Here is a 21,084-nt window from a genome sequence, read left to right as displayed (position 1 = left end):
GATTCTTTGAATCCGGAAGGTGCAACCAAGATCCGTTGTGGAAGTGCGTGTGCCATGATGTTGTGTCCTTTACAGAGAAATAATGCGGAACCCGAACGGGTTTTAGACGGAAAGTGGAAGGCCCATGAGCGGCCAAATCCAGAAGGAGAAAACTAAGACGAGCAGAATCATCAGCGGTCCAAGTACTGCGCTTAATCTCAAGAGATCTGCGGGCTGATAGGTTTTGATCCCTTCAATATCTGAGAAGAGATTTACCGGCTTCGCACTGCTGGTCAGGGTGTGGCAGAAGCCCGCGGCGGCCGTTGATGCCAGTGCGATCGCCACAGCGTTCACACCAACACCTGGCGCTAACGAAACCACGAGCGGAATTAATACCGCTGAACGAGCCGAGCGTGACTGAATAACAAGGTGAGCTGATGCGGAAATCACCACAACGAGGATGGTAAAGACCCAGGGCGCTGAATCGCCGAGTTGCGCCACCGGTCCCAGCGCCGTTGTAGCTAGCCATTTGGCGGCACCAGAATGAATCAGAGAAGTACCCAGGGCAAGGGTTGCCGCCATAAAAATCAGCATCGACCACGGCACCGACTTCAACGCCTTCGCCAGGGACACCGATCCGAAACCGGGGCTTGCCACCAGCAACGACCCGAGTAGCGCCACCACCGCGGGATGCAGTTGGTGCAAGGGCTCGGTGCACCACAGCACCACCACCACACCGACCAACAAGGCGGCCCGACTTTGCGCCACACTAAGTGGGCCGGTCAGCGGCACCGGCGAATGCTCCTGCATCTTATTGATGCCAATGCTCAGCGGCTGCTTTCGGCCCTCACGTCGGGTGAATAGCAGCAACACCAGTTCTGCGCACAGGTGCGAAGAGATGAACGCGAGCGGCAAGCCGTACAACAACCAGCTCGCAAAGGAGAATCCTTCGTAGCCCGAGGCCGTCAAGATTTGGCTGGTAATCAGGTGCGCGCCGGCTCCCAGATAGGAGGCCACTGCCGAGAGCAGGATGACTGAAGGAAAGAGCAACGACAGCGCCAGCACCACTCGTGGCTGTGCGGAAAGCACCCTTGCCAGCGCGATAAACACCGGCATGGCCAATGCTGCTCGGCCCGAGGTCGAGGGCACCGCAAACGCCGTAGCCACCAGGACACCGGTACTCAAATGAGCCAATTGGCGTGGGGTGCGCGCCCCAATGACGATCCATGCCGCTGCTCTGGTGGCTAACCCGGTGGCGGTGATTCCTGCTGCGATGACAAATGCTGCCAATAGCAACCAGATGGTGTCTTCCCCCAATGAGGAAAACAGCTTTGCTTCGGGTAGAACTCCCATGATCACCAGCACCAGACAAGCGCCCAGTGCGACATAGGTATCGGAGACCGAGGAGAAGATCCACAGCCAGATAGCCACTGCAAAGACCGTGAGGGTCAACGCGCCTTGAGCCGATAGTGAGCCGGCGGTTCCTGCCGACGGACCAAAGCTCGCGTAACCACAACCACCTATGAGCCCCGCCAAGACAACGGCCGCTATCAGTGCAAACGTGTTCTTCGAGTTCCAGCTGGTTCGGGCTTTAGGTTCAAGTTGAATTACCGCGTTCGATGCCGCCGGCGCCTGCGTAGTGTAGCGGAATGCAGCCTTGTGATTACTGGGTAACAGGCTCATGATTCGCTCCCCAAGGTGCTGGTCATATGTTGCGCGAACTGAGCTTCGTCGCCCAGCGGCATTCCCTTGCCTGCCACCGGAAGCGAGAAACCGAAGCGTGTGCCACTTTCCTCGCCGGATTCGACCCATGCGGTGCCGCCGTGTGCCTGAGCGACGGCCTTGACCACAGCGAGTCCCAACCCCATGCCCGATGTTCGATCTTCATTTGTAGGGGCAGTTCGATAGGTTTCAAACATTGCCTTGGCCTGCTTGGGATCCAGAGCGGGTCCATCATTGCCCACCCAAAAGCTCACCTGATCCCCCTCAATGCTTGAGCCGATGCGGATACTTTGAGCAGCTTGGGTATGGGCGACGGCGTTGTGAATCAATTGGTGCATGGCTTCGGAGACTCGAATCGGATCCAGCCAAGCTTGGGGTCGTGCAGATTGCTCAATTCGGAATGCTCGATTCGGATAGGCCCCTGGACGGGCGGCAGCCGAAGCGACGTCAGCGGTAACTTCACCGACTGCCACGAGGCTGGAGCGCACAAAGTCAGGATTGCTGCTCTGTGCAAGAATTTCCAGATCCAGCAGGGTCTGGCCCATCTGGTCAATCAACCTTTGTGCCTTGGTTATCTCGCTTTGGCGGCGTTGTGCCGATAAGCCTTCGCGGTTCAGCTCAGATAATGCGAGCGCCAATTCACGCTGTGGTTCATTGAGGTGTTCGCGGGCTTCGGCAATGAAGTGCCGTTGGGCCAAATGAGCGACTTCAACTCGATCCAGCATGGAGTTGAAGGTTTGTGCCAGCTGTGCCAGATCGTCTCTTCCGTGCACTGGCACGCGAGCCGAGAGATCGTTGGCCGTAATCGAGGCCGCTGTTTCGCTCATGGTGTGAATTGGCCGCATGATCTGTCGCGATACCAGCCAAGCGATTCCGGCAGTCAGTGCTAGTCCCCCGGCTGCGATGCCAAAGAGGAGTACCGCCTGCTGGTCAACCTTTTCTTGTGCACCAGCGATGTAGTGTGCGACGACTAGTTGCCCCTGATGCCCCGCACCCCGCTGGCCACCGGCATCTTGAGCGACAGCTTTAGCCCAGCGCACCGTGCCGTGACTGCTTTGGGCTACACCAGAAGTTTCTTTACTGGCCAGGATGCGGCCGAGCAAAACTGGATCCTCTGCCAGCAGATCGCCTGCCTGATCGGCAGTATTCTGGGTGGTCAGTACCTTGTCACCAGCCTTGGCAACAATTGCTTCGCCGGCCATGGGCTGTTGGCGGGCAAGGTAGCGTTCCATCAGCGAATGAATCGAAGAGAACGGTTGGGCCGTCGCGGGATCCACCGCTTCTGCCGCGAAGGTACGGAACTCTTGTATCTCTTGAGCAATGCCTACGTTGGCTGACTCAGCGATCTGGGCGGACATGATCGATCGCATGGTCGCGGTGACAGCTAACAAGGCCACTGCCGTGGTCAGTACGATCCAGCCCACGATACGTAGTCGGGCTGAGACTGAGGAACCCTGTTGGCTTGGATTTTCAGTCAGCATCTTCCTGCTCCCCCTTCTCCCGCATTGGGGTCGCGGGTTGTGGTGCAGGGCTGAGCTTTACCATGACCGGTGGCTGGTGGCCCATGGCTGGGTCAGCGTTATCGGCCAGTGCTTGGCTAGCGCTGGCCAGGCCTGCTGGAACAGCGAGCACCAGAAGAATGAGAAGTATGCGGCGAATCATGGTTTGAACACTAAAAGACCCATGTGAGCCATGTATTAGGTGCCAATGAGAGTTCCATGACGCATCGATCAGAACTACATGAGACGCGCATCTAACCGCGGATTCTTGCGGTTTTCACTTCCAGTACATCGAGCTAAAATCTTAAAAGCCCAGGCCTCATCACCCGTTATCGGGGCCTGAGGCCTGGGTTGTGCTGTGTTATTGAGGCAAGGTTACTTAGTTGCCCAGAGCACCGATTCGTCGTCGAAGGACATGGTTTCGGTCATTCTGATCTTGGCGTCCGCAACGGCTTGTGCCGGGACATCAAAGACCACTTGGTAGCTTGCTTTGCCGCCCTTGGACAGGGTCGGTGCATCCGTCGCCGGCTTGGCAGGCATCACCATGGCGGTGCTGGTGTCATAAATGCTCGCATCCGAGCCGACAAGTTCCGGATTCAAATCAATCCAGGCATCGCCTTCTTCATCTCCGTTGTAGACCACGGAAATATCAACCAGCACATACTGTCCCTTGGCCTTTTCGTTGTATTCATTGACCTTGGCAATGGCCTTGCCGGCGTCCAGGTTTACGGAGCTGACATTGACCGAATACTGGCCGACGTTGGCTGCCTTGCCCAGCGCTAGTACCTGAGCGTCATCTTCGGCCTGGTCCACGACCTCTGCCGGAGCTGCTACTTGTCCATCCGCGGCGTCCTCGATGCCGCTGGCGACCTCATCGATGGGCTTGACGTAGAAGGACTGGGTCACGAAAACCAAGACGATGGCCACAATTGCGATCACGCTTGATGCGATACCCAATCCCTTGCTGCCGTTGCGCTTGAGCGCGATGGCCAAGGAGACGATGCCCAACACGAGGGCGATCACGCCCAAGATCGCTGCCACGTTGTTCACGATCGGAACCCAGCACAGGACGAGCGCGAGAATCGCGATCACGAGGGCGGCAATGCCCAATCCCTTGCCAGCAGTGCTCTTCGGAGCGAGGGATGGAAGAGGCATTCCGGGATCCGTTGGTGTTTGAATGCTCATGAATCTTTCCTTCGAGTGACGACAGAGCCTAGGCCTCTGTAAGGATGATCGACCTGAATGGATGACAGTCCCAGGTCCAATCAGAGTCTTGGTTGACTCTTCAAGGATCATGTCATTCGATACCGACAGTTTGGCTTGCGCCCGCATTAATTCGGGTTGAATACCTCGAATTCTCTGGAAATCTATCCTGACTGGGCAAATCTCTTTCTCGAATCCAATGTCGTGGTTACAGAATGCTGGTATGGCCCACACAATCAAACGCTCTCAAGGTCGCGAGACCCTGCGCTATGTGCGCCTCATGCTGCTCGTGGTTCCCCTGCTTCTCGTAGTGGCCATCGTGATTTACGGCCTCGTAAATTAGCGCATCGAGGACTCGCTCAGTTCCTACTACTTGGGTCCTGCCAGAGATCTGTTCGTGGCCATACTCGTAACCACCGGGGCCCTGCTGGTGGTGTACAGCGGCGAGGAGCTGGAGGACTATACGCTGAATTTGACGGGGTTCTACGCCATGTTCGTTTCGCTGGTTCCCACAAAACTCGGCGAGACGCTCTCCACGCTTACCCCGGGTGACCAAAGCAAATTGATCCTCTCGGTTCGCGTGGCCATCGTCGCCGTTTTGGTAGTAAGCGCGACTTTTGTCTGGCTGAGGATCAAGACCGCCCGTACCCCGCACTTGGCCCTGGAACATAGCTCCTTGACCAAGACCTTGGGCTGGATCAGTACCAGCCTGCTCGCCGTGATTGTCGTCCTGCTGCTCTTCAGAGCCATCGAAGGAAAGACTTTCGCGTGGGTCCATGCCAGCGCACCGTTTTTGCTGATCTTCTCCATGGGCATCCCCATTGCCAGCCATTTAGGCCACGCACCCATGTGTCCAGCGGATACTAGCGGCGGCACTCCGAACCGCTATCGCATCATTCTCGGACTGATGGCGCTGGGTTTGATCGCTTGGCCGATCCTGCTGATCGCCGGCGTTGACGAAGCCTTATTCATCGTCGAGTGGTTCCAGATCGGGCTGTTTGCCTACTTCTGGTACGTGGAATCACGGCGGCTCTGGGATAGTCCCGTTGCTAAAGGGTGGTAGAACATACTCCCAATGGCTGTTTCGCAAAACGTCGAAGGCTGCGACAGTAACGCCAGCCCATCCCCACCAGTACAGACCCAAGATAGTGACGATGGTTCCTAAAAGCATCCATTCCCTGTATCGAGCCTGGACTGGCTGGACCAGAACTCGATCGATCTCTAGCTGACTTCATACGCCGTTGAATACACCATCTTACTGAACCCATGCAGGTTTATTTAGAGTGCATCCTCTACCAAAGCAATGTCACGTGCTGTTGGATTGAAGGTACTAACTTCAGGGCGGCAATTCCAGGTCGCGAACAGCAAGGGCCCGCCCACGAAGATATTCTTCACTGGGCGGGCCGCTCACCTGCATTGCTACTTTGCGATTTCAGCCATGCAGCCAACAACTACAGCTGCTGGGTAAGTTCCGTCGTACTCGAACCGAAATGGATGACGCTGGCCACCGTGTTCGATAACGATCTGGGCTGCTTCCCGGTCAGTGGAGGCTCCTGCCAACGTTCCATAGCCGATCCTCACCAGGTCTTCAGGGCCGTAGGACAGATCTCGGAGAAACTCGACCCACTCAATGTGTGAATCTGACACATCAATGTCGGGCAGCTCACCACGATGAGGAGGCAGTACAGCCGTGCCAAGTTCCCTCAGTTGCTTATACAGAACATTACGATCGTCACCGGAATTCAAGGTGACTTCATTCTCTCCAACAACTACAACGAGTTGATCTTCAAGCAAAGTCAACGCTGTGCACACGAAATCGTCTTGTCCACGTTCAAACTCGGATACCTCAAAAAATAGCGCACCCATTTGTTCTGCGTTCATTCTCGGCCTCTCTATACGTTCAGGGCATTACGAACAAAGCTAGGGCATCTAACCATGCCCTCGCAGAACGACGTGACGACACCGTATGGCTTTTTATCTGACGTGTTCGTTCGGAAGTCAACACGGGCGAACACACTCACAGTCCGGACAACTTTGCATTTCTTCCACCAAAGAGACCCAGTACATTTCACTTCATTGACTGGGGTTCGGTACTCAGCATCCGTTTTCGTGCGGACGCCATAATTCCAGCTCTTTGGATACTTTGTAACTGTCCTAGCTACCTGCCATGACACATTGTGCTTCGTGTTCAGCTTCTCCACAATGTTCTTGCGGATCGTTGTCTTCTTGCCCTTTTTATCTTTCCAAGTATGGCTAACTGGTGAGTTGCCTGCTGCAGCTACCCCGATTGGCAAGCTTTGTACAGATGTTGCTTTTGCGGTCTTGAGGTCTATACCCACTTTTCTCAAATCTTGTTCAGTGACAATATCGCCTTCGGATACCCCAACGTCGCCGATGACTGAAAATGACTCGGCATTCCCACTTGCACTCGTTGTTGCCACCAATACGTGTGAGTCAACACCATCAAATGACTGCGCCGCTGTCGCAGGGACAGCGACAGCCAAAGTCGATCCGAGCAGCATTAGCCCGGAAACGAACGAAATTAGCCTCTTCATACTATTCACCTAGAAATTGATCCGGTCATTACCATGTGCGAGTTATAGAAAACATGCAATAAGTCAGTTACATGTTTGATAAGGGTGAACTTGACATAAATTTTCGACTTAAGTTGGATCGTACAGTAATTCTTGGCCTATTGCCCCGTTATATTGTTGACACCTCCTAACCACCGAGGAACATAGGAGTCGTCGGCCGACCCGAGACTCTCTGACTTGTCTCCAGTCGCAAAAAATATCTGGATATCTGCTCCCACTGGGCAAGTCACTTTCTCAAAACAGCCTGAACCGTTACAGAATGCAGTTATGAACTCCTCTGATGAACGCATCCACGGTCGCGATACTTTGCGCTATGTGCGCCTGATGTTGCTGGTGGTTCCTTTGCTATTGGTCGTGGCAATCATCATCTACGGCTTGGTAAACCATCGCATCGAGGACTCGCTTAGTTCCTATTATTTGGGACCAGCCAGGGATCTGTTTGTCGCAATGCTCGTAACCACCGGCGCCTTACTAGTTGTGTATAGCGGCGAAGCGTTGGAGGACTACGCGTTGAACCTCGCCGGGTTTTATGCCATGTTTGTTGCCCTCGTTCCCACAAAACTCAGCGAGAGTCTTGCTTCGTTGTCTCCGGTGGATCAGAGCAAGCTAATCTTGTCGGTTCGTGTGGCCATCATTGCCGTGTTGGTTGTGAGCGCAGCGTTTGTCTGGCTCGGATTCAAGACCAGCCGATGGCCGCACCTCGCGCTAATGCACAGTAGGCTCACCAAAGTCCTCGGGATGATCAGCACCTTCCTGCTCGCTGGCTTCATCGTCTTGCTGATCTGGCGAACAATTGAAGGCAAAAGTTTTGCGTGGGTACACGTCTGTGCAGCGTTCTTGTTGATTAGCTCGATGGGAATCGCCATCGCCAGCCACCTAGGTCATGCACCGATCTGCCACGAAGATACCAGCGGCGGTACACCAAATCGCTACCGAATTATTCTGGTGTTGATGGCACTGGGGTTGACCGCTTGGCCGGTGCTCCTTGCCGCAGGTGTCGACGAGGCGCTCTTCATTGTTGAGTGGTACCAAATCAGTCTCTTTGCCTACTTCTGGTATCTGGAATCTAGACGACTGTGGACGCTTTGACTCTGTTCATCGCCCGTCAAGATCCTTGGGCGGAGCCGGCACAAATGCGCCGGCGGATTAGTACTTCCTCGAGGACACAGATCTAGCTGTTTGTTCTCTAGCGCGCGAGTACGCAAGAGGCTCGACTGGAAAACTCCAGCCGAGCCTCTTGACGAATTATTATCGGAAGCTTTGACCGTCGGTGTTGCCACGATCGCTAGAACTCGCCCCGGACGATCACGATAGCTCGTTGCGCAAGTCTAAATCTCAAACGTTCGGATCACCCTGTCGCTGAGCAAGACCTGATAGGGCATCTCCTTTAACCTTGCAGCGTCAGTATCAACACCACGGCTTTGGGCCGCTGCAGCAATTTCTTCCCACGGATGCTCCCCGGGCTTTTTGGGATCATCGACACGCACCAGATCAAGAACTTCAGCAATCAGCGCATTAGACGATTGTCGCCACCTAGCAGGCCCGGACCCATGAGATATGGCAGTGAATCCACGGCCCAGATCCAAACTGATCATCGACCCATCGCTCATCACTATGCACTGCGTGATCTTCACGCTGATGCTCGGCCTCAAATTGTCCGTCGGGGTGTCATCTATGTCGCAGACCGCTGCAATCGACGTTGCCTCTAAGTTGCTGGCCATCTTTCCCGAAAGCGCAGGAAAGGTTCCAGACGCGTATTCGCCGCGAAGTGGAGCGTATCGGTATCCCTTATCGTCAAAATCATTCATATCGAAGGCGTGCAATTCAGATCTACCTTCGCCGAGTAGCCGTTCCCGAGTGGATCAGCTTGACCAGTCAGGACTACACCGGTTCGGCCCCTCCAGCCAGATTTGCCAGTGGTCATGCAGGGGTCCTGGAGTGTTGCCCATCGGTCAGGTCCGCTGCCAGGTTCAAAATTGCCGGATGCGGATTTTTGATCCGAAAGGGTAGGCGATTTGCTGGGTGTTTCCGATGCCTTGGACGGCATGGCGCCAACGACCGTCAGGCTCCATACAGCACTAACCGACAGCTCTGACCGAGTGATACTACCTGGAATATTGTTCATCTTTCCCTTTGGGAACATTGAAATTGCTGATGCCTCGACCATTGAAAAATTAGTACGCAAACACTGCCTAGCAACTTACAACTCGGAAGGGCCACTACCGGGAAACGTTTCTTCTCATGGTCTTGCCTGCGGTGCTACCTACATACTCTCTTCAGAAACTTTTGTACGTCAAGGGGTTAGCATCGTTGGCCTATAGGCCGCATCGTTAGAAGCAATGAGCCAAAAATCTTAAATGAAAATCGCCCCGATCCGCAAAACGCAGATCAGGGCGATAGTGAGCTCCTCCAACTGGACTTGAACCAGTAACCCTTCGATTAACAGTCGAATGCTCTGCCAATTGAGCTATGGAGGAATGCAACGAGATATAACTTTACCGAAGATTTTCGCTAATGCAAAATCCTCTTCCTTAGGTCCCCCGAAGGATCCTTCGTCGCATCTCCAGCTCCATCAATTCCCTATTGATCTGGGCATATTCTTCACCTTCTGGCTCCATCTCGGCGCGCTGCAAGCGCCCGATCAGCTCAGCCTTACGGTGTGTGATTTGAAGCTCAATCAAACCGTTGATGATGTCTGCGCAATAGCGGTTCAGGCTGTGCTCGTCCTGGGCCGGAATGCTGGTCACCGCCAACTCCGACACGAAGCTACGCAGCTGCTCTGGCACCTCATCGCGGATCACCTCGACCCACGAGGTCGCAGAAGCTCCGGCGCTTGAAGCGGCAACAATCCCGTCGTGTACCGCCGAGTGGGCCGGTGCCATAAATCGGGCCTCGAAGAAGGCCTGCCACTGCTCATCAACCAAACGCTGCGGTTGCTGGATAACAACTTCCAGAGCCTGGCGCTCCAAACGCATCACGGGATCACGATGATCCGGGCGTTCAAAGGCAGGGGCTGACACCTGCTGCTCGTTACCCGCCGCCGGAACCGGAACTTGCTGGTCAGCATTTTTAGGTAGTCGGGCGCGCTTAATGGATGCGCCCACGGAACGGTTCACGTCCTCGTTGTTCATCCCTAGCCAGCCGGCCAGTTCTCGCGCGTACGCAGGACGGATCGCCGAGTCCTTGATCTCAGCAACGATCGGCGCGGTCTGCCGCAAAGCCTGCACACGCCCCTCCACCGTATCGAGGTTGAACTTTTTCAGCTCGGCACGGATCGCAAATTCAAACAGCGGACGCTTAAGCTCAATGAGCTCACGCACTGCCTCATCGCCGCGGTGCAACCGCAGATCGCAGGGATCAGCTCCGCTGGGTTCAACACAGACATAAGTTTGGGCGATAAAACGCTGGTCTTCCTCAAAGGCACGTAGCGCGGCCTTCTGCCCAGCAGCGTCACCATCAAACGTGAAAATCACTTCACCGCCGGTGCCATCATCTTGCAGCAAACGACGGGCAATTTTAATGTGGTCGGTGCCAAAAGCGGTGCCACAGGTGGCCACCGCGGTGGTGATGCCAGCCAAATGGCAGGCCATCACGTCGGTGTACCCTTCCACAACCACGATCTGCCGATTTTTGGAGATCTGCTTTTTGGCCAGGTCCAGGCCATAGAGCACCTGAGACTTCTTATATAGGGAGGTCTCCGGAGTGTTCAGATATTTCGGGCCCTGGTCATCGTCGTACAGTTTGCGCGCGCCAAAACCGATGGTCGCTCCGGACAGGTCGCGGATTGGCCACATGACACGTCCGCGGAACCGGTCGTAAATCCCTCGGTTGCCTTCCGAGAACATTCCGGTCAGCTTCAATTCCTCATCGGCAAAACCCTTGGAACGCAGGTGCTTAAGCAATGCGTCCCAGCCCTTGGGCGCGTAGCCTACCGAAAATTGTGTGGTGACTTCAGCGTCAAATCCACGACCGGTCAAAAATTCGCGGCCCTTGGCGCCTTCTTCGGTGGCTAACTGGGCTCGGAAAAATTCTTCGGCGATCTTGTGTGCGTCTACCAGGCGCTGGCGTTTGCCGTAGTCTTCACGGCGCGGGCCTGGACCGCCATCCTCATAGTGCAGTTCATAGTTGATCCGGGCAGCGAGCAGCTCCACGGTCTCGGTGAACGAGGAGTGGTCCATCTTCTGAATGAAGGCGATGACGTCGCCCGACTCACCACAACCGAAGCAGTGGAAGGTGCCTAGTTGCGGACGAATATGGAAGGACGGGCTGCGCTCGTCGTGGAAAGGGCACAGGCCTTTATACGAGCCGATGCCCGCGGATTTGAGCGTGACATAAGATTCGACGACTTCGCGCAAGTCACTGCGGTTGCGCACCTCGTCGATATCTTCACGCTTGATCAGCCCTGCCATGATTCCCTTCTAAAACAGTTGTGCTTCAGGGGCTTCGCCCTTGACCAGATATGAGTGCCACTCGGTGGCTGAAATGTCGGTGAGCGAAGCGACCTGGTCGATCACGACGCGCAGCTGGGCTGCCTCATCGGCCGCATCTTCCCAGTCCGCAGCAAAAATTGGCTCCAGATTATCCCTACCCGTTTCAACAAGCAGTTCTACCAGCTGGGTCAGCAAGGTGCGCTGGTCCAGATACAGCGGCTGGCGTACCTCGGAGGTCATCACGTAGCTGGCGGCGATACCCTTCATCACCGCAATTTCATGCTGGGTTTCTTCGGGCACAATCAAGCTTGCGTTGTAACGGGTGAGGTCTCCGGTGCCGTAGCGGGTGCGCGTGGCATCCATGGCGGCGGCTGCGAAGCGACCAATAAACTGGCTGGTCATATCTTTCAGGCCAGCCATGGAACGCCGGGACCCATCAAAGTGTGAAACCCATTCGTCGCTGGACTCTAGCCGGCGCAAAGCCGCCTCAATGTCGGCCTCATCGGTCACCGGCAGGTACCAATCCCTGGTAACCTGCAGGGCGCGTTCACGTGGCAGATCCTGCTTGAGCCAACGAAGCTGTAGCTGGCCACCAACGATGGCGTCTTCCACGTCGTGCACCGAGTAGGAAATGTCATCGGCGAGGTCCATGACCTGGCCTTCCATGCAGACCACGCCGGACGCAGCTTCGGGCACATTGCGTAGCCAGTTGAAGATCGGGGCATCATCTTCATATACGCCGAACTTCTTGGTCTTTTTGCCGTTAACTTCCGGCGCATCGGCCTTCAGCCATGGGTATTTGCAGGCCGCATCAAGGGAGGCCCGCGAAAGATTCAGTCCGGCCGAATGCCCATTGTGCCTGAAGGTTTTTGTTTCCAGCCGGGTGAGCAGGCGCAGAGTTTGGGCGTTGCCTTCAAATCCGCCGATCCCGGCAGCCAATTGGTCCAGCGCTACTTCCCCGTTGTGGCCAAAGGGAGGATGGCCTAGATCATGGGCGAGGCAGGCGGTATCCACCACATCCGGGTCGCAGCCCAAGGCCGCCCCGAGCTCTCGTCCCACCTGGGCAACTTCCAGCGAGTGGGTTAGCCGGTTGCGCACAAAGTCATTCTGATTTGGCGCGACCACCTGGGTTTTGGCGCTCAACCGGCGCAGCGCCGAAGAGTGCAGCACGCGGGCACGGTCGCGCTCAAAAGCGGTACGGTAGGACTTTTTAGCTGGCTCGGGCACCCACCGTTGCGAATCGGCTTCGGTATATCCGGGGATCTGAGTCATGTTACCTAGTCTAGTGACATTTTGGCCTGCACACTGCGTTATCCACCAGTGGCGATTAACCGCCGGAAACGTCGAGCTCTGCGGCCTTGATCATTTCGCGATGCGCATCGCTCATCTCGCGGTTATCCAACCAGCCGTCGGGCACGTGAGTCTTCTTGGGGTGACCGGCACGCCCACGGGTACCTTCGGCGGCATCTCCGGGGTATGGCAGGTCAAGATCCAGCTGGTCCAACAGTTCACGAAGCACTGCCAAGGATGGCACCTGGGCCAGCTGCGAACGGATCTCTCCGCCCACCGGATAACCCTTAAAGTACCAGGCGATGTGCTTGCGGATATCGCGCATGCCCTTGCCCTCATCCTCGAAGAACTCGCTCAGTAGCTGGCCGTGACGGTACACGGTGTCAGCTACCTTGCGCACGCCGGGACGGAAACGATCCGCGCGGCCCTCAAAAGCGGCCTGCAGGTCGCCAAAAATCCATGGTCGACCCTGGCAGCCGCGTCCCACCATCACGCCGGCAGCTCCGGTCTGTTCGACCATATTGATCGCGTCTTCGGCGCTGAAAATATCGCCGTTGCCTAGCACTGGCATGTCATCCATGGCTTCGCGCAGGGTGGTGATTGCGTCCCAGTCCGAGTGGCCGGCGTAGTACTGGCCCGCGGTGCGCGCGTGCAGGGTTACTGCTGCGGCGCCATGATCGCGGGCGATCTTGGCGGACTCCAGGTAGGTCAGGTGATCCTTGTCGATACCGGTGCGTACCTTAACGGTCAGCGGGATATCGCCCTTGGCAGCCTCCGAGGTAGCAGCCTCGATAATCGAGGTGAACAAGTCGGTCTTCCATGGCAGGGCCGAGCCGCCACCCTTGCGGGTTACCTTGGGCACTGGGCAGCCGAAGTTCAGATCCACGTGATCGGCGAGGTTCTCATCCACGACCATGCGCACTGCCGCACGCACGGTTCCTGGGTCCACACCGTAGATCTGGATGGAGCGAATCTCTTCGTCCGGATCGTGCGAAATGATGCGCAACGACTCTGGGTTGCGTTCCACCAATGCGCGGGCGGTCACCATTTCGGTGACAAATAGCCCGCCGCCGTATTCGCGGCACAGCCGGCGGAAGGCGCGGTTGGTCACCCCAGCCATGGGCGCAAGAACCACCGGGGTATTAATGGTGAGCTTGCCCAGCTGCAAAGGTGGCAGCTTCAAAGTTGGGGTGTCATTCGGCGCATCAGTCAGGATCGTCACCTATCCATTATTGCCGATTTCCGCCCCGACGTAACTGAGATCTTCGTCAAGCCCCCAGCAGCACCGCCAAAATCACACTAATGAGCACCACAAGCCACGGGGTCAGCTTGCAAACTGTGAGCAATACAAAACCCAGCAGGGCCAGCACAAACGCCAGCGAAGTGTGGATCGAGCTGGTGAACACCGGGTCGTACAGCGCGGCGGTGAGAATGCCCAGAACCCCGGCGTTCACCCCGCGCATCATCGCCTGCGCTTTGGGCTTTGCACCTAGCTGAGAGTAGAACGGCAGGACCCCAATCAGCAGCAAAAAACCGGGCAGGAAAATCGCCACTAGCGCGATGGCCGCCCCGGCGACCGGTCCAACTCCCCCACTGGTGAACACACCCAAATAGGCAGCAAAGGTGAACAGCGGGCCGGGCATGGCTTGGGCCGCCCCGTACCCGGTGAGGAACGCTTCGTCCCCGATCAGCCCGGGGTCAACCAGCGCGCTGTGCAGCAGTGGCAGCACCACATGTCCGCCGCCAAAAACCAAGGAGCCACTGCGGTAGAACGCGTCGATAAAACCTAACAGTGGTGCGCCGGTGGCTGCGGCAGCCAACGGTAGACCCAGCAACAACAGTGCAAAGAGAGCCAAAGCGAGAATCCCAGTGGACCGCTTATGCGCAAAAACCAGCGTTCCACGTAAGGAACCGGCACCATCGCGGCAGAAAAAGTATCCGGCCACTGCGCCAGCGAGGATCGCTAGGATCTGACCAAGACCCCCACCAAGAAGTAATGCGCCACCGGCAGCCAGTACCGCAATCAGCGCTCGGGTCTTATCCGGGGCCAAGGATTTGGCCATGCCCATCACCGCTTGCGCCACAATAGCCACTGCAACGATCTTTAGTCCCCTTATGACCGAGGCGCCCACAGCGGTGTTAAACGCCGTCGCCCCATAGGCAATCGTGGCCATCAGCACCGCCGAGGGCAAAGTGAAGGCAATAAAAGCGGCCATCGCCCCGCGCCAGCCGGCACGGTGCAGTCCCAATCCAAAGCCCACCTGGCTGGAGGCCGGGCCGGGCAAAAACTGGCTCAGTGCCACCAGTTGCGCGTACGCCGACTCATCAACCCAACGACGTTTGAGCACCAACTCGTCACGGAAGTAACCCAAATGCGCCACCGGTCCACCAAAGGAAGTCAGCCCAAGTTTTAAGAAGACGCGGAAAACTTCTGTGGCTGTGCCGGGACTTTTCTGCGCTGCATGCATGGATTTGAGCATAGGGCCACCAAGCAAACAGCAGGTAAACCAATGGGACCCAGTTCAAAAACTGGATCCCATCGGTAATACTTGGCTCTAGCCGTCGCTGGCCAAAATATGCGTGGTCGAAATGACCGTCGCCTGCTCAACGCCGGCCAACGCATCAATCAGCGAGGCAAGAATGAACATGGACGAATCCACTTCCAACTTCACCGGATACTGGTGGATCAGCATCGCGACCATATCGCGAACCGCCTCAGCCACTTCATCATCGGACAACGCCGGGTTGTGCCCAACCAGAACATCCGAAGGAGCATCCTCGCGAGCCGGAACGTAGCTGACTGCAAAGGCCAGCGGCACTCCGCCTTCACTCTTAGGCTTATCGCGCAACACCAATGCCCCCTGGGCGCCGGTGTGCTCGTCCAACAGCATGCGCTGGGCCGAACCCACGGTCATCTTGGACGGATCCCACTGCTCATGGACCTCGTTATAGAAGTCCATGACCAGCTTGGTCAGCTCAACGCTACCGGTAGACAGATCCTCGATCACCCGATCGTTGGTGTCGAACACCGGTTCCGCCAAGGCACCTGGCTCCAAGATCACGTCGCGGGACACCTGAATTTCGTTCAGCCCCAGCGCCTTGCAGAAAGCCGCTGCCGCCTCGGCCGGATCGCCCGGGGTCACCGTGTAGCGAGCCTTGAGCTGCTGGACTTGATCGGCCGGAATCTGCTTGCGCAGCTGCTGAACCAACGCGGTGGCTACACCGCTTCGGCGCTGCTCGGAGGCAACTTCGACGTAAAGCCACAAACGCTGTGGGTGCAACGAGGAGGCAAACACCACACCAGCGCCGATGGCCACGCCATCAACGGTGGCTACCAGCGTGCGAGAGAACGGCGCGTCGCTGTTCTCGCGCAGCATGGTGCGGTCCTGATGGGCCTGCGGCGAGCGCGGATCACCAAAAACCTGTAGCAGTTCCAGGTCATCGCCTATGCGCCAGTCACGGAATTCCAGTTCGTTCATCGGGCTCTAGGCTCCGTTCAGACGCTCGGAAAGGTAGGCGGTGACCTGGTCCAAGGAAACACGTTCCTGAGCCATGGTGTCGCGCTCGCGAATGGTCACAGCCTGATCATCGAGGGTATCGAAGTCCACGGTGATGCAGAACGGGGTACCGATCTCATCCTGACGGCGGTAACGGCGACCGATCGCACCGGCATCATCGAAGTCGATGTTCCAGCGCTTGCGCAGCTCGGCAGCCAGTGCCTTGGCCTTTGGCGAAAGGTTCTCGTTGCGGCTTAGTGGCAAGACGGCAGCCTTGACCGGAGCCAGACGTGGGTCCAGTTTCAGCACGGTGCGCTTGTCCACGCCACCCTTGGTGTTTGGTGCTTCATCCTCGGTGTAAGCATCAACCAAGAACGCCATCATCGAACGGGTCAAGCCGAAGGAAGGCTCGATCACGTAAGGGGTGTAGCGTTCGCCGGTGGACTGGTTGAAGTACGAGAGTTCAGCGCCCGAAGCCTTAGCGTGGCTGGACAGGTCGTAGTCGGTGCGGTTGGCAACACCCATCAGCTCGCCCCACTCTGAACCCTGGAAACCGAAGCGGTATTCAAAGTCGATGGTGCCGGCCGAGTAGTGTGCGCGCTCGTCTTCAGGCACGTCGAACTGGCGCAGGTTTTCTTCCTTGATGCCCAGATCCAGGAACCATGCCCAGCAGTCAGTTACCCACTGGTCGAAGAACTTTGGTGCGTCCTCTGGAGCGGTGAAGAACTCGATTTCCATCTGCTCAAACTCGCGAGTACGGAAGATGAAGTTACCTGGGGTGATTTCGTTACGGAAGGCCTTACCGACCTGGCCGATACCAAATGGTGGCTTCTTACGTGATGCGGTGAGCACGTTGGCGAAGTTCACGAAGATGCCCTGAGCGGTCTCTGGACGCATGAAGGCCAGACCAGCTTCGGTATCTACTGGGCCCAAGAAGGTCTTCATTAGGCCGGAGAAATTCTGTGGTTCGGTGAACTGTCCCTTGGTGCCACAATCAGGGCAAGCGATCTCGCTCATGCCGTCCTTGGCTGGACGTCCCTTCTTGGCTTCAAAGGCCTCAATCAGGTGATCCTGACGGTGACGCTTGTGGCACTGGATGCACTCGACCAGTGGATCGGTGAAGGTAGCGACGTGTCCCGAGGCTTCCCAGACTGCCTTTGGCAAGATGATCGACGAGTCCAGGCCCACCATATCTTCGCGTCCGCGGACAAAGTTCTGCCACCACTCGCGCTTGATGTTTTCTTTGAGTTCAGTACCTAGGGGTCCGTAATCCCATGCGGAACGGGAACCACCGTAAATTTCACCAGCCTGGAAAACGAATCCTCGACGCTTTGCGAGGGAAATTACCTGGTCTAGCTTGGACTGTGGCGCCATATCAACTCCAATGGAAATTACGAGGCCGCTGGTTGCGGTCCGTAGAAAAATACATACCGTTCAAGGGTATCGTTTCCACGGCTCTCAGACTAAGCGAATGTGGGTAACACAAAAGTGAACTTCCCCGCTCTTGACTTTGTTGGACTGCCGAAGCGCCAGATATAGGGAAGAATAGAAGCTATGAGTGCCAACGAAGCTTTTGACCTAGAAATCCGCGACGAAACCATCCGCTTGGGCCAGCTGCTTAAACTGGCATCCCTCGCCGAAGACGGCATCCACGCCAAGGAGCTTATTTCCGAGGGCGTTGTTACCGTCAACGGAGCTGTCGATACCCGCCGCGGTGCGCAGATCCGCCCAGGCGACGTTGTCTGCGTGAATGGCGAATGTGTAAAGGTGACCTCGCAGCAGCAGTAATCTTTACTGCCCGAGCACAACCTTCTTGAGGAACGCGTCTACGTCCTCAAGTTCCTCTTTGCTAACCGAGTGACCGATCTGCGGATAGGTTTCGCTGGTCAGCTCGGTATGCTTCGAGACCCACCCCAAGGTGTATTCAACTTTGTCGCGGGTAATCACTGGGTCGGCTAGATCCCGTCCCCAGAACATCGGGATCGGATTTTCTTGCACCTTTGCGTCGTCAAAGATCTCCAGTCCCTGTGGCTCAACAGCGAATCCTGATAGGCCGACGACCGCGCCAATGGCATCGGGCTGGAACCTAGCCAATGAAGTAGCCATCGCCATTCCTTGGGAGAAGCCGAGCAAAGTCACCGACGAGTGCTGCTCGCTCAACGGCTCCAACAAAGACCACAGCGCCTGAACGCTTTGCCCTACCGCTTCCGTCGAATAATCGATTTCCTGAGTTAGTGGGAACCAGCTGTAGCCGGAACCTGCAGGCAGCGGTGCACGCACTGATAGGTAAGTGAATTCCTCGGGCAAGTATCGAGAGAGACCCATCAGATCTTGTTCGTTGGATCCGTAGCCATGAAGGAACACCAGCAAAGGTGTGCCGATACGAGAATCGTCGTTGCTAGAAATGATGGCGACCGGCGCAGTATCTGATGAAGTCATGATTCCAAGACTAACTAACCGATCGGCACATTCAGTAGAACACCGGTGATTAGTCGGCCTTTGGGCCAAGCAGATTAAACCGATGAGGTCGGTTTTGGAATGAAAGAATTTTTCGTTCACTAACGGGTTTGGTGTGCAGAGAATGTTGTGTGCTCTCAAGAGACTTCCGCAACGTCGTGAGCACTGACGCCGAAAGTTGAATCGCCTGAATTTTCTGCATGGCAGGGCTCACCCTGGGCATCGGAAAGCGCCATTGATTCGAGTCCACCGGAGACGTGCATCGATTAGTGAACGAAAATTTTTGTCATGAATAGCGCCGGATGACGTAAGTACACGCTTTGGCATCGTTGACTCAAGATGTAGTGACTGAAAAAACTTTTCATTTGGAGTCGATGGCGTGCATCCCCGAATTCCCAGAGGCCAAATAGCGCAAGAAGGATTTATGGCGGTCACCTTCAGGACCGTCGTTCGGGTTGAGGCTATAGATATTGGGTGTTGCTTAGTGACTGAAAATTTTTGTCACTCAAGATCCCGTGCTGCTGGTAGGCCAGTCAGCTACTCTCCGTCGCCGGCTGTCCGGCGTTCATCGGATATCCCAGAACCCGATCTACCTCCGGATTCATTTCCACAAGTGGTACCGGGATTATGTGCGGTCGCTGGGAGCCATGATCATCGAGGTGGTCACGTCCGTTTGCAATATTGACGCTTTCCGAAGTGACGATAGTGTTCACTCCGTGCGGTGATACCCATGATCTGGTGCCGTCGGGCCTAGCCGTGACCTTCCACCCCAGTGCATGCTTGAACATCTGATGCTGCTTACAGAGCAAGTGCGTATTTTCCCGGTTCGTGTTGCCACCGTGGGCCCAATCATCAATATGATCAATCTCGGATCGGTCCGCACTACGCCGACATCCTGGGAAGCAACAATGCACATCCCTGAGACGAAGCAGGTCCTTCATCGCCTGCGAGGGGCGGTAATTCCTGCGCTCAACATCGATCACTGCGCCGGTCCATGGATCGGTGAGCACCCTCTGGAATGATGGCGCATCTTTTGCCAACTGCACTGCGAGCCCGACCGGAATGGGCCCGTATCCTTCTAAATCAGCCAATGCTTTGGTGGGATCCACCAGCATCTCCAATGCAGGAATGGTGATAGAGAGTCGAGGCTTCAGCGGTGTACCCTGAGCGCCCGGCCATCCGTTGATCATTGCATCGGCGTATACATCCGCCAGGATCTGATCTTGCGTCCGCTCGTCTTTCGGGTCGTTGACCTGATCAGTAGCCCAGCGCAGCGAATTGGTGATCGACTTGATCACGTCGACACGGTGGTAGAGCTTTAGGCATCCCATGCCATTTTCCTCTTCCCACCAAGTGACCTTGCGAGCAGCCTCTGACTTCTTGTGTCGCTCCGCAGCTGCCTCTGGATTCAACCTGTCGTGATAACGGCGAGCTCGCTGATAAACAACATCGTCGTTTGCCGTTCTAGCCACCGGCAAAAGTACACGTTCCATAGTCGCGATCTGATCCGGTGCAAGGTCCTGAGCAAACTTGATGATGTGCTGAGCCGCTTTGCGGGTAATTTCACCCGCGGCCAGCGCGATCAGAGTGTCCTTGCAGACGTGCCGTAGCCCCTTAGCAGTGAACATCCGCTTGCTGACTTTACGAGGGCTTTCACGCAGGACAATTGCGGCTTCCGCAATGAAGTTGGAGTTTATGACCTGGTCATCGCTCGGATCAACGCCATAGAATTCCGCACTCCTCTGGGCTTCGCGAACTTCTTCAGGCGAGGCAGCGTACTGGGTAGCCAGCACCTCGGCAAAGCTAGTCCCGACCTGCTCAACCGAGTCAGCTAGAAGAGTTGAGGTTAGCGCATCAAGGCTGCTCTTCAGTCGCTGTACCTTGCCCAGCCGATCCAGCGCATCGCCGGGACCGTTCACGGGCCCGGCATCAAAGAGTTCATTAGCCAACTTCTTCATCGGTCCGTTATAGAGCTGATGGTCAACATGGTTAACAACGACGGAGTCCAAATGAGATTCCCTACGGGTGCCCGCAGGGTGCAACGGGAGACGATGTTCATCGTCATAATCTTCTACAAATTCTGGATTTCTCATGCTTAATTTTCCCACTCAGAACCGACATTTTGTACTAGTTAATGCCTACCTGTGGATACTCATTAGTATATTTTTACGATTATTTGCTCATGCGAACTGAGGGTCCGACCCGGCGCTCTCTGCGCCAACGGGCCGCCCTCCATCAAGAGGGATGCGCACTGCGTCATAGAAACCATCAAGGTCATCAGGGATTCAGATAGGCTCAAGAAATTACAGATCGATAAACATTTCAATATTCACTACGCCATACCAAAAACGCGTGGTTGACTAGCACAAAGGATTTCATTGCCTTGCTGTGAGCGCTTCGCCAGTAGAGCAGA

At 56.0% G+C, this 21,084-nt stretch carries 18 protein-coding genes and 1 tRNA gene; 3 read left to right on the top strand and 16 right to left on the bottom strand.

Features of this window, described 5'->3' with window-relative positions; genetic code table 11:
- Nucleotides 1–102: 102 nt before the first annotated feature.
- The 4 genes from AC1Z3F_RS01835 to AC1Z3F_RS01820 form a co-directional block, all read right to left on the bottom strand.
- A complete protein-coding gene (locus AC1Z3F_RS01835; protein ID WP_483566467.1) occupies nucleotides 103–1,662 on the bottom strand; it encodes an SLC13 family permease in 1,560 nt (519 codons plus the stop codon).
- On the bottom strand, nucleotides 1,659–3,182 hold the full coding sequence (locus AC1Z3F_RS01830; RefSeq protein ID WP_483566466.1) for an ATP-binding protein: 1,524 nt from the start codon (nucleotides 3,180–3,182) through the stop codon (nucleotides 1,659–1,661). Before AC1Z3F_RS01830 ends, AC1Z3F_RS01835 begins: the two co-directional genes overlap by 4 nt.
- On the bottom strand, nucleotides 3,172–3,363 hold the full coding sequence (locus AC1Z3F_RS01825) for a hypothetical protein (protein WP_483566465.1): 192 nt from the start codon (nucleotides 3,361–3,363) through the stop codon (nucleotides 3,172–3,174). Before AC1Z3F_RS01825 ends, AC1Z3F_RS01830 begins: the two co-directional genes overlap by 11 nt.
- A 212-nt stretch (nucleotides 3,364–3,575) precedes the next feature.
- Nucleotides 3,576–4,385, bottom strand: a complete 810-nt coding sequence (locus AC1Z3F_RS01820) for a DUF4352 domain-containing protein (protein ID WP_483566464.1) — start codon at nucleotides 4,383–4,385, stop codon at nucleotides 3,576–3,578.
- A gap of 415 nt (nucleotides 4,386–4,800) precedes the next feature.
- Between AC1Z3F_RS01820 and AC1Z3F_RS01815 the strand changes: the two genes are divergently transcribed.
- On the top strand, nucleotides 4,801–5,466 hold the full coding sequence (locus AC1Z3F_RS01815; protein WP_483566463.1) for a hypothetical protein: 666 nt from the start codon (nucleotides 4,801–4,803) through the stop codon (nucleotides 5,464–5,466).
- A gap of 356 nt (nucleotides 5,467–5,822) precedes the next feature.
- Here the strand turns inward: AC1Z3F_RS01815 and AC1Z3F_RS01810 are convergent, their stop codons facing one another.
- Both AC1Z3F_RS01810 and AC1Z3F_RS01805 read right to left on the bottom strand, forming a co-directional pair.
- Entirely contained in the window at nucleotides 5,823–6,284 is a 462-nt protein-coding gene (locus tag AC1Z3F_RS01810; protein WP_483566462.1) for a hypothetical protein, read from the bottom strand.
- Nucleotides 6,285–6,295: 11 nt separating this feature from the next.
- Entirely contained in the window at nucleotides 6,296–6,958 is a 663-nt protein-coding gene (locus AC1Z3F_RS01805) for a hypothetical protein (RefSeq protein WP_483566461.1), read from the bottom strand.
- A gap of 306 nt (nucleotides 6,959–7,264) precedes the next feature.
- Here AC1Z3F_RS01805 and AC1Z3F_RS01800 point away from each other — a divergent pair, with 306 nt between their 5' ends.
- Nucleotides 7,265–8,086 carry a hypothetical protein gene (locus AC1Z3F_RS01800; RefSeq protein ID WP_483566460.1) on the top strand — a complete coding sequence of 274 codons (822 nt, stop codon included), beginning with the start codon at nucleotides 7,265–7,267 and terminating at the stop codon, nucleotides 8,084–8,086.
- A 239-nt stretch (nucleotides 8,087–8,325) separates the two neighbouring features.
- Here the strand turns inward: AC1Z3F_RS01800 and AC1Z3F_RS01795 are convergent, their stop codons facing one another.
- The 8 genes from AC1Z3F_RS01795 to AC1Z3F_RS01760 form a co-directional block, all read right to left on the bottom strand.
- On the bottom strand, nucleotides 8,326–8,805 hold the full coding sequence (locus AC1Z3F_RS01795; protein WP_483566459.1) for a hypothetical protein: 480 nt from the start codon (nucleotides 8,803–8,805) through the stop codon (nucleotides 8,326–8,328).
- Nucleotides 8,806–9,401: 596 nt separating this feature from the next.
- Nucleotides 9,402–9,474, bottom strand: a tRNA-Asn gene (locus AC1Z3F_RS01790).
- A 54-nt stretch (nucleotides 9,475–9,528) separates the two neighbouring features.
- Nucleotides 9,529–11,406, bottom strand: a complete 1,878-nt coding sequence (gene dnaG, locus AC1Z3F_RS01785) for a DNA primase (RefSeq protein WP_483566458.1) — start codon at nucleotides 11,404–11,406, stop codon at nucleotides 9,529–9,531.
- A 9-nt stretch (nucleotides 11,407–11,415) separates the two neighbouring features.
- Nucleotides 11,416–12,699, bottom strand: coding sequence for a deoxyguanosinetriphosphate triphosphohydrolase (locus tag AC1Z3F_RS01780; RefSeq protein ID WP_483566457.1), 1,284 nt, complete (start codon nucleotides 12,697–12,699; stop codon nucleotides 11,416–11,418).
- A gap of 55 nt (nucleotides 12,700–12,754) precedes the next feature.
- On the bottom strand, nucleotides 12,755–13,939 hold the full coding sequence (gene dusB, locus AC1Z3F_RS01775; RefSeq protein WP_131090065.1) for a tRNA dihydrouridine synthase DusB: 1,185 nt from the start codon (nucleotides 13,937–13,939) through the stop codon (nucleotides 12,755–12,757).
- A 46-nt stretch (nucleotides 13,940–13,985) separates the two neighbouring features.
- Nucleotides 13,986–15,197, bottom strand: a complete 1,212-nt coding sequence (chrA, locus tag AC1Z3F_RS01770) for a chromate efflux transporter (protein WP_483566456.1) — start codon at nucleotides 15,195–15,197, stop codon at nucleotides 13,986–13,988.
- Nucleotides 15,198–15,272: 75 nt separating this feature from the next.
- Nucleotides 15,273–16,196 carry a GNAT family N-acetyltransferase gene (locus AC1Z3F_RS01765; protein ID WP_483566455.1) on the bottom strand — a complete coding sequence of 308 codons (924 nt, stop codon included), beginning with the start codon at nucleotides 16,194–16,196 and terminating at the stop codon, nucleotides 15,273–15,275.
- Nucleotides 16,197–16,202: 6 nt separating this feature from the next.
- The gene (locus AC1Z3F_RS01760; RefSeq protein WP_131090068.1) at nucleotides 16,203–17,588 is read right to left on the bottom strand and encodes a glycine--tRNA ligase; all 1,386 of its coding nucleotides are present in this window, start codon (nucleotides 17,586–17,588) and stop codon (nucleotides 16,203–16,205) included.
- 180 nt (nucleotides 17,589–17,768) lie between these two features.
- Between AC1Z3F_RS01760 and AC1Z3F_RS01755 the strand changes: the two genes are divergently transcribed.
- Entirely contained in the window at nucleotides 17,769–18,002 is a 234-nt protein-coding gene (locus AC1Z3F_RS01755) for an RNA-binding S4 domain-containing protein (RefSeq protein WP_131090069.1), read from the top strand.
- A gap of 3 nt (nucleotides 18,003–18,005) precedes the next feature.
- Here the strand turns inward: AC1Z3F_RS01755 and AC1Z3F_RS01750 are convergent, their stop codons facing one another.
- Complete coding sequence (locus AC1Z3F_RS01750) at nucleotides 18,006–18,653, bottom strand: alpha/beta hydrolase (protein ID WP_483566454.1); 648 nt, start codon at nucleotides 18,651–18,653, stop codon at nucleotides 18,006–18,008.
- 551 nt (nucleotides 18,654–19,204) lie between these two features.
- Nucleotides 19,205–20,764 (bottom strand): HNH endonuclease signature motif containing protein, encoded by a 1,560-nt coding sequence (locus AC1Z3F_RS01745; protein WP_483566453.1) that lies wholly within the window; start codon nucleotides 20,762–20,764, stop codon nucleotides 19,205–19,207.
- Nucleotides 20,765–21,084: the final 320 nt, after the last annotated feature.

The sequence above is a fragment of the Glutamicibacter sp. MOO4 genome (genome assembly GCF_056934395.1).
The sequence above is the reverse complement of the archived record's forward strand: the minus strand, read 5'-3'. Positions and strand labels throughout refer to the sequence as shown.